The sequence below is a fragment of the Pseudomonas sp. FFPRI_1 genome (genome assembly GCF_055384485.1).
Genome location: NZ_AP029168.1, coordinates 369,095 through 383,531 on the forward strand (window position 1 = coordinate 369,095; position 14,437 = coordinate 383,531).

Consider the following 14,437-nt stretch of genomic DNA (forward strand, 5'->3'; position numbering starts at 1 on the left):
GTCGGGCTGTCAGGAGCATAGGCTAACGCCGCATTCAGAGCGCGAGTATGCGGTGCGCCGAGACAATCGTCACGGCGCATGCGGTTTGCCAGGCCCTGACAGCCACCCGTGACGGGTGGCTGGCCCAGGCCGATCAGCTGTTGTTGTGGTCGATCTTGATGGTCGGGTCGCTGCCGGCGATCAACGAGTTGATGTTGGCATTGGACCAGTTGTTGCCTTCCAGCTTGATCGTTACGTCGGCGTTGGCCAGGCCCCCGGCGGCGTTGAGCTTGCCTTCGGAGCTGACCTGCAGGGTCGAGACCCCGTCCACGGTGGTGATCTTGAGGAAGTTGTCGATGGTGCTGCCGCTTTCGCCCTGCAGCAGGTCGCGCAGGTCGATACGGTCGCCTTCGCTGGCCTTGAAGTCCTTGATCACGTCGTTGCCGGTGTCGCCCGCCTTCCAGACGAAGGTGTCGGCACCCGAGCCACCGATCAGGATGTCATTGCCCGCACCGCCGATCAGGGTGTCGTTGCCGGTACCACCCAAGAGGATGTCGTTGCCCTTGCCACCGTCGAGCAGGTCGTTGCCGCCCTGGCCGAAGAGGATGTCGTTGCCGGCGCCTCCCAGCAGAGTGTCGTTGCCGTCGTGGCTGCCGGAGACATCGAACTCGGTGTAGTGCTCGGTGATGTACTGGTGCACGTTGCTGGTGGTGACCTTGCTGACATCGACACCGCTCTGCTTGGCCACATAGGCCTGGAGCGCCTGGTAACCCTCGCCGGCGATGCCATTGAAGCTCACCAGGTCGCCGAACAGGATGTCGTTGCCATTGCCGCCGCTGACGGTGTCCGCCCCCGGCATGGTGGCTTCGGTATGGCCGATGATCGAGTTGGCCAGGTCGTTCGGGTCGATGTTGGTCTGTGGCTTGCCATCGCTGTCGTAGGGCTTGAGGTCGTTGAGGCTGACACCGTTGTTGATGCCAATGGCTTCCACGGTCGACAGGCCGCTGAGCAAGGAAAAGCCGCTGCTGGAGTTAATGGAGGTGTAGTAATCCGTGCTGTTGCCGGTACCCGCCAGGTACGACAGCTCATAGGTTCCGTCACCCTGGGCGTGCAGGGTGCCCAGGGTCTTGTAGTCCCAGGTCCTGCCATTGTAGGTCTGCAGGACCACCGAGCCGGCGTTGTTCACCGTCAGGTAGTGGGTACTGTCGATGTAGGTGTTGAAGCTATCCCCCAGCTTGTAGTTGCTGGTGGTCACCACGTCATCGAGGTACACGTTGCCGTACAGCCTCGGGTTGGTCTGCTCGCCGCTCTGGTAGTAGGTCGGCTGGCCGTCGGTGATGAAGTACGTCAGGTTGGTGGCATTGCTGTTGCCGGTGGCCTGGCTGCTCTGGAAGAAGTTGGCCGTGGCCTTGAACACGTCTTCGTAGTTGGTGCCGCCGCCGGAAGACATCGAGTCCAGTACCGCCTTGAGCTGGGCCAGGGCGTTCGGGTCGTTGAGGTTCACCGACACCGACTTGTTGACCTGGGTATCGAAGTCCGCGAGGAAGATGTTCACCGTGCCCGAACCACTGCCGCCGATGCTGTTCTTCAAGGTGTTGAAGACCGAGGTCAGCGAATTCTTGGCAGCGGTGATCGAAGCGCTGCTCATGCTGCCCGAGCTGTCCACCATGAAGGCGATGTTGTAGTTGGTGCCCGGGACCACGGTCAGGCCGCCGATGTCGGCCACCACGATGTCGTTGCCGTCGGTGCCGGTGACGGTGTCGTCACCCGAGGTCGCTACCACGGCGTTGTAGGTCGCCGGGTAGACCTTGACCGGGATCTGCGCCGAAGTGCTGGCAGAGCCGCCCAGAGACTCGGTGGAGGTCGAGGTCACGTTGAGGTTGAACGTGCCGTTGTAGTACGGCGGCGGCGTGACTGTCAGGCTGCCCAGGTTCCAGCCGGTGACATTGGCTTCACCGTTGGTTGCGGTGGCGGTGAAGGTGTGCCCGGCGCCATCGCTGAGTACCGAGCCGGCCGGGATGCCGCTGATCTTCACGCTCAGGGTTTCCGATCCGTCGGTATCGGTCAGAGCGGTGGTGATCTTCGCCAGCTTGACGCTGCCGCCTTCGGCGCCTTCATTGAGCTTGTAGCCGTCGTAGTAGCCCTCGCCGTTGCTGCCGTGCAGGTCAGAAAGGGTGACGCCGGCATTGTTCAGCGCGGTTTCGTTGGGGTACATCGGGATGTTGGCGTTGCTCAGGTCGACAGCCGCACCGCCATTGACCGACAGGTTGACGTCGTAGCTCCCCGGGCCGCTCTGGTTGGCATGGTAGATGTCCAGGGTGTAGTAGCCGCTGGTGGTCGGGGTGAACGAGCCGCTGATGCCGCCGCCCGAGCCCCAGAGCGCGGTTGCCACGTTCTTGCCGCCGATGGTGATCAGCAGGCTGTCATCGCCGCTACCACTGAAGCTGTAGGTCTTGCCGGCTTCCAGGTAGATCAGGCCGGAAGTCTTCGAGCCGCTGCCACTTGCGACGTTGGCATCGGACTGGGCATTGGTCACTGTCGAGCTGCTGGTCGGATTGCCGGAGTTGTTGAACACCGCCTTGAGCGCATCGCCGGTAATGCCGTTGCCGTTGGTTCCCAGGCCGTTGAGGCTGGTCCAGGACTCCTTGAGCAGGCCGATGGAGTTCACGCTGTTGTTCGCCACGCCCAGGCTCGGCGCATCGGCCACCGGAGTGATGTCGATGTTCACCGTGCCGGTGTTGCCCAGGGCCTGGCCGTCAGTGGGCTGGAACTTGATCTGTGCGTAATCCGCCTGCTGGTTGCCCACACCGCTGCCGCCGTAACCATTGGTGCCGGATTCATTGGCATCAGGGGTGAAGCGCAACTTGCCGGCATCGATATCGGCCTTGCTGAAGGTCTGGTTGTTGGCCACGTCCTTCCAGGTCGAGCCGTCGAGGTACTGCAGCTTGCCGTCGCTCGGCAGCTGGGTGATTTTCACCCCGAGGCTGGCCGCCGGGCTGTCGACATCACTGACGCCGAAGTTGGACCAGGTCAGGGCCAGTGCGGTGTCTTCGGTGCCGGTCACGGCGCCGCCGGTGGCGACTGGAGCATCGTTCACCGCCACCACGTTGACCGTGGTGGTGGCAACGTTGGAGTAGTTGCCGCCATCGGTCACGGTCACGGTAATGGTCCGTGGCGTGGTGCTCGGGTCTTCGCTGCTGTTGGTGAAGGTGATGTTCTTGATCTGCTGCATGTAGTCGGCCAGCGTCGCGTTGCCCGACAGGGTCAGGGTGATCTTGCCGGTGGCAGGGTCCGTGGCCGAGGTGACGGTGATGCCGTTGACCTTGCCGACATTCAGCGCGTCGCCCGGCTGAGTATTGGTCAGGACCACGGTGGCGCCGGTCAGCTGGGTGCTGTCCGGGTCGGTGATCTTGATGTCGGTGTCGGCAATCGATACAGCGCTGCCGCCTTCGGTGAACGTGGTCTTGTAGTCAGCGCCGGTGGCACCACTGGAGTTGTTGGCATCCAGGTCGATGACCGGTGGTGCATCGTTGTCGATGATCGAGGTGGAGACGCTGCCATTGGTGTCGCTGACCACCAGCTTCTCGAAGTTGCCGCCTGTGGCCGAGTCGATCTTGACCACGAAGTTTTCCGTGCTCTCGGTGATCTTGTCGTCGATGGTGGCCACGTTGAAGGTAGCGCTGCTGGCGCCGGCCGGGATCTTCACGGTGTACACCCCGGTGAAGTCCGAGCCGTCGGTGGCGGTGCCGCTGTAGCTGATCTTCAGGGTGACTTCGGTTTGCGCCGGGTGGGTCAGGCTCACGGTGTAGCTGGCGGTCTGGCCTTCGGTGACCGAGGCGCTGCCGGTGATGCTGACCGAAGTGGTGTCCACGGTATCGGTGACGTTGGTCACTGCCGGGGTGGTATCCGAGACCAGTTTCTCGAAATTGCCACCGGTGGCGCTGGTGATGCTGGCGTTGACCTTGCCGGCGTCGAGATAGACGTCATCTGCTGGTGCAGCGACGGTGACAGTGCCCGAAGTCGCGCCAGCAGCGATGGTAATCACTGCGCCGTTGCTCAGGGTCACGGTCACAGGCGTGCCTGCGGCGTTGGTCAGGGTGGCGGTGTAGATGATCTGGCCGCCTTCAGCCACGGTGCCGGTGGCACTGAGGCTGAGGTTGGTGGTGTCGACGGTGTCGGTCACCGTGGTGCTGACCGGCGTCTTGTCGGCCACCAGTTTCTCGTAGTTGCCGCCGCTGACATCGCTGATGGCGTTGGTCAGCGGAGTGTGGCCGACCAGGACATCGTTAGGTGCGCTGATGCTCACCGAGCCGCTGGTTTCACCGACGGCGATGGTGATTTTCTCGCCATTGGCCAGGGTAACGGTGACGGGCGAACCGGTGACCGGTGCAGTGACCGTCGCGGTGTAAGTGACATTGCCGCCTTCTGCCGCCGACGGCGTGGCCTTCAGCGTCACGGTGGAAGTGTCGATGGTGTCGGTGACGTCGGTCACGGCAGGAGTGGTGCTTGGCACCAGCTTCTCGAAGTTGCCGCCCTCGGCCTTGGTAATGGTGGCTTCGACCTTACCGGCGTCCTTGTAGACGTCGTCCGCTGGTGCGGCGACGGTGACAGTGCCCGAAGTCGCGCCAGCAGCGATGGTGATCACTGCGCCGTTGCTCAGGGTCACGGTCACAGGCGTGCCTGCGGCGTTGGTCAGGGTGGCGGTGTAGACGATCTGGCCACCTTCCGCCACGGTGCCGGTGGCACTGAGGCTGAGGTTGGTGGTGTCGACGGTGTCGGTCACGGTGGTGCTGACCGGTGTCTTGTCGGCCACCAGCTTCTCGTAGTTGCCGCCGCTGACATCGCTGATGGCGTTGGTCAGCGGAGTGTGGCCGACCAGGACATCGTTAGGTGCGCTGATGCTCACCGAGCCGCTGGTTTCACCGACGGCGATGGTGATTTTCTCGCCATTGGCCAGGGTAACGGTGACGGGCGAACCGGTGACCGGTGCAGTGACCGTCGCGGTGTAGGTGACATTGCCGCCTTCGGCCGCCGACGGCGTGGCCTTCAGCGTCACGGTGGAAGTGTCGATGGTGTCGGTGACGTCGGTCACGGCAGGGGTGGTGCTTGGCACCAGCTTCTCGAAGTTGCCGCCCTCGGCCTTGGTAATGGTGGCTTCGACCTTGCCGGCATCCTTGTACACGTCATCCGCTGGTGCGGCGACGGTGACAGTGCCCGAAGTCGCGCCGGCGGCGATGGTGATCACCGCGCCATTGCTTAGAGTGACGGTCACCGGCGTACCGGCCGCATTGGTCAAAGTAGCGGTGTAAACGATCGAGCCACCCTCGGCGACCGTATCGGTTGCCGACAGAGTCAGGGTTGTGGTGTCGACAGTATCGGTCACCGTGGTTTCAGCCGGCTTGTCGCTGGTTTCCAGCTTCTCGTAGTTGCCACCCTCAGCCTTGGTGATGGTGGTGCTCAAGGAGCTGCCGCCAGCCAGAGCGTCGTTCGGCGCGGTGAAGTTCACGCTGCCGGAGGACTCACCGACAGGGATGGTAATGGTCTGGCCGTTGGACAGGGTCACTACCACTGGCGAACCGGTGACCGGGGCGGTAACCGACGCGGTGTACACCACGGTGCCGCCTTCGGCCACGCTCGGTGTAGCAGTGAGGCTGACAGTCGAAGTGTCGATGGTGTCGGTAACGTCAGTTACTGCTGGAGCAGGGTTGGTTGCCAGATCTTCAAAGTTGCCACCGTCAGCTTTGCTGATGGTGACTTCGACCTTACCGGCGTCCTTGTAGACGTCGTCCGCCGGGGCCGGAACGGTCACGGTGCCCGATGTCGCGCCGGCGGCGATAGTGATTACAGCGCCGTTGCTCAAGGTCACGGTGACTGGGGTGCCCGCGGCGTTGGTCAGGGTCGCGGTGTAAACGATTGAACCGCCTTCAGCCACGGTGTCGGTAGCGCTGAGGCTCAGCGTTGTGGTGTCGACAGTGTCAGTAACGGTGGTTTCAGCTGGTTTGTCGCTGGTTTCCAGCTTCTCGTAGTTACCACCTTCAGCCTTGGTAATGGTGGTACTCAAGGAGCTGCCGCCAGCCAGGGCATCGTTCGGTGCGGTGAAGTTCACGCTACCGGAGGACTCGCCCACTGGGATGGTGATGGTCTGGCCGTTGGACAGGGTCACTACCACTGGCGAACCGGTGACCGGAGCAGTAACCGACGCTGTGTACACCACAGTGCCGCCTTCTGCGACGCTCGGCGTGGCGGTCAGGGAAACGGTGCTGGTGTCGATGGTGTCAGTAACATCGGTCACTGCAGGGGTCGGATTAGTGACCAGGTCTTCGAAGTTGCCGCCATCAGCCTTGCTGATGGTGACTTCAACTTTACCGGCGTCCTTGTAAACGTCATCGGCCGGGGCTGGAACGGTGACAGTGCCCGAAGTCGCGCCTGCGGCGATGGTGATCACCGCGCCGTTGCTCAAGGTCACGGTGACTGGGGTGCCCGCGGCGTTGGTCAGGGTCGCGGTGTAAACGATCGAACCGCCTTCAGCCACGGTGTCGGTAGCGCTGAGGCTCAGTGTTGTGGTGTCGACGGTATCGGTCACCGTGGTTTCAGCTGGCTTGTCGCTGGTCTCCAGCTTCTCGTAGTTGCCACCCTCAGCCTTGGTGATGGTGGTACTCAAGGAGCTGCCGCCAGCCAGAGCGTCGTTAGGCGCGGTGAAATTCACAGTCCCGGAAGACTCGCCCACCGGGATGGTGATGGTCTGCCCGTTGGACAGAGTTACTACGACAGGGGAGCCGGTAACAGGAGCGGTGACCGAAGCGGTGTACACCACAGTGCCGCCTTCAGCGACGCTAGGCGTGGCGGTCAGCGAAACGGTGCTGGTGTCGATGGTGTCGGTAACGTCAGTTACTGCTGGAGCAGGGTTGGTTGCCAGATCTTCAAAGTTGCCACCGTCAGCTTTGCTGATGGTGACTTCGACCTTGCCTGCATCCTTGTAGACGTCGTCCGCCGGGGCCGGAACGGTCACGGTGCCCGATGTCGCGCCGGCGGCGATGGTGATCACCGCGCCATTGCTTAGAGTCACGGTCACCGGCGTACCGGCCGCATTGGTCAAAGTAGCGGTGTAAACAATCGAACCGCCTTCAGCCACAGTGTCGGTTGCCGACAGCGTCAGGGTCGTGGTGTCGACAGTGTCGGTAACGGTGGTCTCAGCTGGTTTGTCGCTGGTCTCCAGCTTCTCGTAGTTACCACCTTCAGCCTTGGTGATGGTGGTGCTCAGGGAGCTACCGCCAGCCAGGGCGTCGTTCGGCGCGGTGAAATTCACGCTGCCGGAAGACTCACCTACCGGGATGGTAATGGTCTGGCCGTTGGACAGGGTCACTACCACTGGCGAACCGGTGACCGGAGCGGTAACCGACGCGGTATACACCACAGTGCCGCCCTCGGCCACGCTCGGGGTTGCGGTAAGGCTGACGGTGCTGGTGTCGATGGTGTCAGTGACGTCGGTAACGGCAGGCGCTGGATTGGTGACCAGGTCTTCGAAGTTGCCGCCATCAGTTTTAGTGACGGTGACTTCAACCTTGCCGGCATCTTTATAAACATCATCAGCGGGAGCAGGAACGGTCACGGTGCCCGAGGTAGCGCCGGCGGCGATGGTGATCACCGCGCCGTTGGACAGAGTGACGGTCACCGGCGTACCGGCCGCATTGGTCAAAGTAGCGGTGTAAACGATCGAACCGCCTTCAGCCACGGTGTCGGTAGCACTCAGACTCAGAGTGGTGGTGTCGACGGTATCGGTCACCGTGGTTTCAGCTGGCTTGTCGCTGGTCTCCAGCTTCTCGTAGTTGCCACCTTCAGCCTTGGTGATGGTGGTGCTCAGGGAGCTACCGCCAGCCAGGGCATCGTTCGGCGCGGTGAAGTTCACTGTCCCGGAAGACTCACCTACCAGGATGGTAATGGTCTGCCCGTTGGACAGAGTTACTACGACAGGAGAGCCGGTGACAGGGGCGGTAACCGACGCGGTGTACACCACGGTGCCGCCCTCGGCCACGCTCGGGGTTGCGGTCAGCGAAACGGTGCTGGTGTCTATGGTGTCAGTGACGTCGGTCACGGCAGGCGCTGGATTAGTGACCAGGTCTTCGAAGTTGCCGCCATCAGTTTTAGTGACGGTGACTTCAACCTTGCCGGCATCTTTATAGACATCATCAGCCGGAGCAGGAACAGTTACCGTCCCGGACGTGGCGCCGGCGGCAATGGTAATCACGGCACCGTTGGACAGAGTTACGGTGACCGGAGTACCTGCGGCGTTGGTCAGGGTCGCGGTGTAAACAATCGAACCGCCCTCGGCGACCGTATCAGTTGCCGACAGAGTCAGGGTCGTGGTGTCGACAGTGTCAGTAACAGTGGTTTCAGCTGGCTTGTCGCTAGTTTCCAGCTTCTCGTAGTTACCACCTTCAGCTTTGGTGATGGTGGTGCTCAGGGAGCTACCGCCAGCCAGTGCGTCGTTCGGCGCGGTGAAGTTCACGGTCCCGGAAGACTCCCCTACCGGGATGGTAATGGTCTGGCCATTGGACAGAGTTACTACGACAGGAGAGCCGGTGACAGGGGCGGTAACCGAAGCGGTGTACACCACAGTGCCGCCTTCAGCAACGCTCGGCGTGGCAGTCAGGCTGACAGTCGAAGTGTCGATGGTATCGGTAACGTCAGTTACTGCTGGAGCAGGGTTGGTTGCCAGATCTTCAAAGTTGCCACCGTCAGCCTTGCTGATGGTGACTTCAACCTTGCCGGCATCCTTGTAAACGTCATCGGCCGGAGCAGGAACGGTCACGGTGCCCGAGGTAGCGCCGGCGGCGATAGTGATCACAGCCCCGTTGCTCAGGGTCACGGTGACCGGAGTGCCCGCGGCGTTGGTTAGTGTTGCGGTGTAAACGATCGAACCGCCTTCAGCCACGGTGTCGGTAGCACTCAGACTCAGAGTGGTGGTGTCGACAGTGTCAGTAACAGTGGTTTCAGCTGGTTTGTCGCTGGTTTCCAGCTTCTCGTAGTTACCACCTTCAGCCTTGGTAATGGTGGTGCTCAGAGAGCTGCCGCCAGCCAGGGCATCGTTCGGTGCGGTGAAGTTCACGGTCCCGGAAGACTCACCTACCGGGATGGTGATGGTCTGGCCATTGGACAGAGTTACTACGACAGGGGAGCCGGTGACCGGAGCGGTAACCGACGCGGTGTACACCACGATCCCGCCTTCGGCGACGCTAGGCGTGGCGGTCAGCGAAACGGTCGACGTATCGATGGTGTCAGTGACGTCGGTAACGGCAGGCGCTGGATTGGTGACCAGGTCTTCGAAGTTGCCGCCATCAGTTTTAGTGACGGTGACTTCAACCTTGCCGGCATCTTTATAAACATCATCAGCGGGAGCAGGAACGGTCACGGTGCCCGAGGTAGCGCCGGCGGCGATGGTGATCACCGCGCCGTTGGACAGAGTGACGGTCACCGGCGTACCGGCCGCATTGGTCAAAGTAGCGGTGTAAACGATCGAGCCGCCTTCAGCCACGGTATCGGTGGCACTAAGGCTCAGCGTTGTGGTGTCGACAGTGTCGGTAACGGTGGTCTCAGCCGGCTTGTCGCTGGTCTCCAGCTTCTCGTAGTTGCCACCTTCGGCCTTGGTGATGGTGGTGCTCAAGGAGCTGCCGCCAGCCAGAGCGTCGTTCGGCGCGGTGAAGTTTACGGTCCCGGAGGACTCGCCCACTGGGATGGTGATGGTCTGGCCATTAGACAGAGTCACTACGACAGGGGAGCCGGTAACAGGGGCTGTGACCGAAGCGGTGTACACCACAGTGCCGCCTTCAGCGACGCTAGGCGTGGCGGTCAGCGAAACGGTGCTGGTGTCGATGGTGTCGGTAACGTCAGTTACTGCTGGAGCAGGGTTGGTTGCCAGATCTTCAAAATTGCCACCGTCAGCCTTGCTGATGGTGACTTCGACTTTGCCGGCGTCCTTGTAAACGTCATCGGCTGGTGCAGGAACAGTCACCGTCCCGGACGTGGCGCCGGCGGCGATAGTGATCACAGCCCCGTTGCTCAGGGTCACGGTGACCGGAGTGCCCGCGGCGTTGGTTAGTGTTGCGGTGTAAACGATCGAACCGCCTTCAGCCACGGTGTCGGTAGCGCTTAGGCTCAGCGTTGTGGTGTCGACAGTGTCAGTAACAGTGGTTTCAGCTGGTTTGTCGCTGGTCTCCAGCTTCTCGTAGTTACCACCTTCAGCCTTGGTAATGGTGGTGCTCAGAGAGCTGCCGCCAGCCAGGGCATCGTTCGGCGCGGTGAAGTTCACGGTCCCGGAGGACTCGCCCACTGGGATGGTGATGGTCTGGCCATTAGACAGAGTCACTACGACTGGCGAACCGGTCACCGGAGCGGTGACCGAGGCGGTGTACACCACCGTGCCGCCTTCGGCGACACTCGGGGTGGCGGTCAGCGAAACGGTGCTGGTGTCGATGGTGTCAGTGACGTCGGTGACGGCAGGTGCTGGATTAGTGACCAGGTCTTCGAAGTTGCCGCCATCAGTTTTAGTGACGGTGACTTCGACTTTGCCGGCGTCCTTGTAAACGTCATCGGCCGGGGCTGGAACGGTTACGGTGCCCGAGGTAGCGCCGGCAGCGATGGTAATGACTGCGCCGTTGGACAGAGTGACGGTCACAGGCGTGCCTGCGGCGTTAGTCAGAGTTGCGGTGTAAACAATCGAACCGCCTTCAGCCACGGTGTCGGTAGCGCTTAGGCTCAGCGTTGTGGTGTCGACAGTGTCAGTAACAGTGGTTTCAGCTGGTTTGTCGCTGGTCTCCAGCTTCTCGTAGTTACCACCTTCAGCCTTGGTGATGGTGGTGCTCAGAGAGCTGCCGCCAGCCAGGGCATCGTTCGGCGCGGTGAAGTTCACGGTCCCGGAGGACTCGCCCACTGGGATGGTGATGGTCTGGCCATTAGACAGAGTCACTACGACTGGCGAACCGGTCACCGGAGCGGTGACCGAGGCGGTGTACACCACCGTGCCGCCTTCGGCGACACTCGGGGTGGCGGTCAGCGAAACGGTGCTGGTGTCGATGGTGTCAGTGACGTCGGTGACGGCAGGTGCTGGATTAGTGACCAGGTCTTCGAAGTTGCCGCCGTCGGTTTTGGTAACAGTGACTTCAACCTTGCCGGCATCTTTATAAACATCATCAGCCGGAGCAGGAACAGTGACAGTGCCCGAAGTCGCGCCGGCAGCGATGGTGATCACTGCGCCGTTGGACAGAGTGACGGTCACAGGCGTGCCTGCGGCGTTGGTCAGGGTCGCGGTGTAAACGATTGAACCGCCTTCAGCCACGGTGTCGGTAGCGCTGAGGCTCAGCGTTGTGGTGTCGACAGTGTCGGTAACGGTGGTTTCAGCTGGCTTGTCGCTAGTTTCCAGCTTCTCGTAATTACCACCCTCAGCTTTGGTGATGGTGGTGCTCAGGGAGCTACCGCCAGCCAGGGCATCGTTCGGCGCGGTGAAATTCACGCTGCCGGAAGACTCACCTACCGGGATGGTGATGGTCTGGCCGTTGGACAGAGTTACTACGAGAGGGGAGCCGGTAACAGGGGCTGTGACCGAAGCGGTGTACACCACAGTGCCGCCTTCGGCCACGCTTGGTGTGGCAGTGAGGCTGACAGTCGAGGTATCGATAGTGTCGGTGACATCGGTGACGGCGGGTGCTGGATTAGTGACCAGGTCTTCGAAGTTGCCGCCATCAGCCTTGCTGATGGTGACTTCAACTTTACCGGCGTCCTTGTAAACGTCATCGGCCGGGGCTGGAACGGTGACAGTGCCCGAAGTCGCGCCTGCGGCGATGGTGATCACCGCGCCGTTGCTCAAGGTCACGGTGACTGGGGTGCCCGCGGCGTTGGTCAGGGTCGCGGTGTAAACGATCGAACCGCCCTCGGCCACGGTGTCGGTAGCACTCAGACTCAGAGTGGTGGTGTCGACGGTGTCAGTAACGGTGGTCTCAGCTGGCTTGTCGCTGGTTTCCAGCTTCTCGTAGTTACCACCTTCAGCTTTGGTGATGGTGGTGCTCAGGGAGCTACCGCCAGCCAGAGCGTCGTTCGGTGCGGTGAAGTTCACGCTGCCGGAGGACTCACCTACCGGGATGGTAATGGTCTGGCCGTTGGACAGGGTCACTACCACTGGCGAGCCGGTCACCGGAGCAGTAACCGAAGCGGTGTACACCACAATGCCACCTTCAGCGACGCTCGGTGTAGCAGTCAGGCTGACGGTCGACGTATCGATGGTGTCAGTGACGTCGGTAACGGCAGGCGCTGGATTAGTGACCAGGTCTTCGAAGTTGCCGCCATCAGTTTTAGTGACGGTGACTTCGACCTTACCGGCGTCCTTGTAGACGTCGTCCGCCGGGGCTGGAACGGTTACGGTGCCCGAGGTAGCGCCGGCAGCGATGGTAATGACTGCGCCGTTGGACAGAGTGACGGTCACAGGCGTGCCAGCGGCGTTAGTCAGAGTTGCGGTGTAAACAATCGAACCGCCTTCAGCCACGGTGTCGGTTGCCGACAGCGTCAGGGTCGTGGTGTCGACAGTGTCGGTAACGGTAGTTTCAGCCGGCTTGTCGCTGGCCTCCAGCTTCTCGTAGTTACCACCTTCAGCTTTGGTAATGGTGGTGCTCAGGGAGCTACCGCCAGCCAGGGCATCGTTCGGCGCGGTGAAGTTCACGGTCCCGGAGGACTCGCCCACCGGGATGGTGATGGTCTGGCCGTTGGACAGAGTCACTACGACTGGCGAACCGGTCACAGGAGCGGTAACCGAAGCGGTGTACACCACGGTGCCGCCCTCGGCCACGCTCGGTGTGGCAGTCAGGCTGACGGTCGAAGTATCGATGGTGTCGGTAACATCGGTCACTGCCGGGGCCGGATCGGTGACCAGGTTTTCGAAGTTGCCGCCTTCTGTCTTGCTGACGGTGACTTCGACCTTGCCAGCGTCCTTGTAGACGTCGTCGGCCGGTGCAGGAACGCTGATGCTGCCGCTGCTGGCACCGGCGGCGATGCTGATCACCGCGCCGTTGGACAGGGTCACCGTGAGCGCGGTGCCCGCCGGGTTGGTCAGGGTGGCGGTGTAGACAATGGTGCCGCCCTCGGCCACTTCAGCGGTGGCCGTGAGGCTCAGGCCGGTGTCGTCGATCGAGTCGGTGATGGTGGTCACCGCCTTGTCGGTGCTGGGCTCCAGATTCTCGAAGTTGCCGCCTTCGGCCTTGGTGATGCCGACTTCAACCGTGCCGCCGTTCTTGTAGACGTCGTTGGGCGGGGTCGCCACGCTGATCGAGCCCGTGGACTTGCCGGCTTCGATGGTGATCACCGAGCCGTTGGACAAGGTGATGCTCACCGGGGTCTGCGCCGGGTTGGTCAAGGTGGCGGTGTAGGTGATCTGCCCACCTTCGGTGACGCTGCTGTCGGCTGTCAGGGTCACGGTGGTGGTGTCGATGGTATCGGTGACCTGGGTGACCGCTGGGCTCGGGTCGACGGTGACCACCAGGCCGGCGCCGCCCGTGGTGCCGGTCACGTTCACGCTGATCTGGCTCGGATCGATGTAGACGCTGTCCTGGGGGGCCAGCGGGACTTGCACGCTACCGGTGGTTTGCCCGGCGGTGATCACGATCACGGCGCCATTGGACAGGGTGATCGTCAGGTCGCTCAGCGGCGCCTGGGTGAGGGTCGCGGTGTACACCAGGGTGCCACCGGCCTCGGTGATGGTCGGGGTGGCGCCTAGGGTCAGGGTCGCGGGACGCAGGGTATCGCTGCCGCTGCCATTGCCACCGGCCAAGCCGTTATTGGTGTTCAGGCCGCCGACGGTGTTGTCCTGGGCCGACGTCGCCAGGCCAAGCCCGGCCGTGGGGAAGCCAATGGTCGGGTCGACCCGGCCGGCGGTTTCCTGCAATTGCACAAAACTGTGCCCGCCGCCCGCGGCGCCCCCGGTTCCGGCGGCGGTCGGGCCGGCGGCAGTGGCTTCCAGGTCGGTGGTCGGGTCGGCACCGGCGGCAATGGCTTGCTGCAGTTCAGCCACCGAAGGAGCCGCCTGGGCGCTGGCCTGGGCCAGGTCGGTGCTGGAGTCCGGTGCGGCGCTGCTCCATTGAGTGTCACGGCCAAGGTCGAGGGTGCGCCCGTCGGTCAGCTCCAGGCTGACGGCTCCGGCCGGACCGGTGTCGACCTGGTCCCCCACGAACAGACGATCACCTTCGATAAGGACACGCCGGATTCCTTCCGGAGATACCACAAAAACTTGACCGACAATGCTTTTGACGATGGCAACAACACTGCTCATTGGGGACTCTCCGGTGTACCGCTCAGTCGACTTCCATGTACCGGCTTGGGCGCTGGCCGCAACTCCGTCTGGACGTACATTGCTGTGTAATTAGGAACGGGTATTTGACAGATTGGCTGTCAATAAATTGGCTATAATTTTTCAGTATTA

General features: G+C 62.0%; 1 protein-coding gene. It reads right to left on the minus strand.

Translation table 11 applies throughout. The features are described from left to right. Window positions 1–133 precede the first annotated feature (133 nt). The gene (locus ACZ5BO_RS01750) at window positions 134–14,287 is read right to left on the minus strand and encodes a retention module-containing protein (RefSeq protein ID WP_464697933.1); all 14,154 of its coding nucleotides are present in this window, start codon (window positions 14,285–14,287) and stop codon (window positions 134–136) included. Window positions 14,288–14,437 lie beyond the last annotated feature (150 nt).

What these genes read in the sequence shown, in the direction of transcription:
- ACZ5BO_RS01750 (WP_464697933.1), bottom strand. Translation starts at nt 14,287, where the DNA reads ATGAGCAGTGTTGTTGCCATCGTCAAAAGCATTGTCGGTCAAGTTTTT.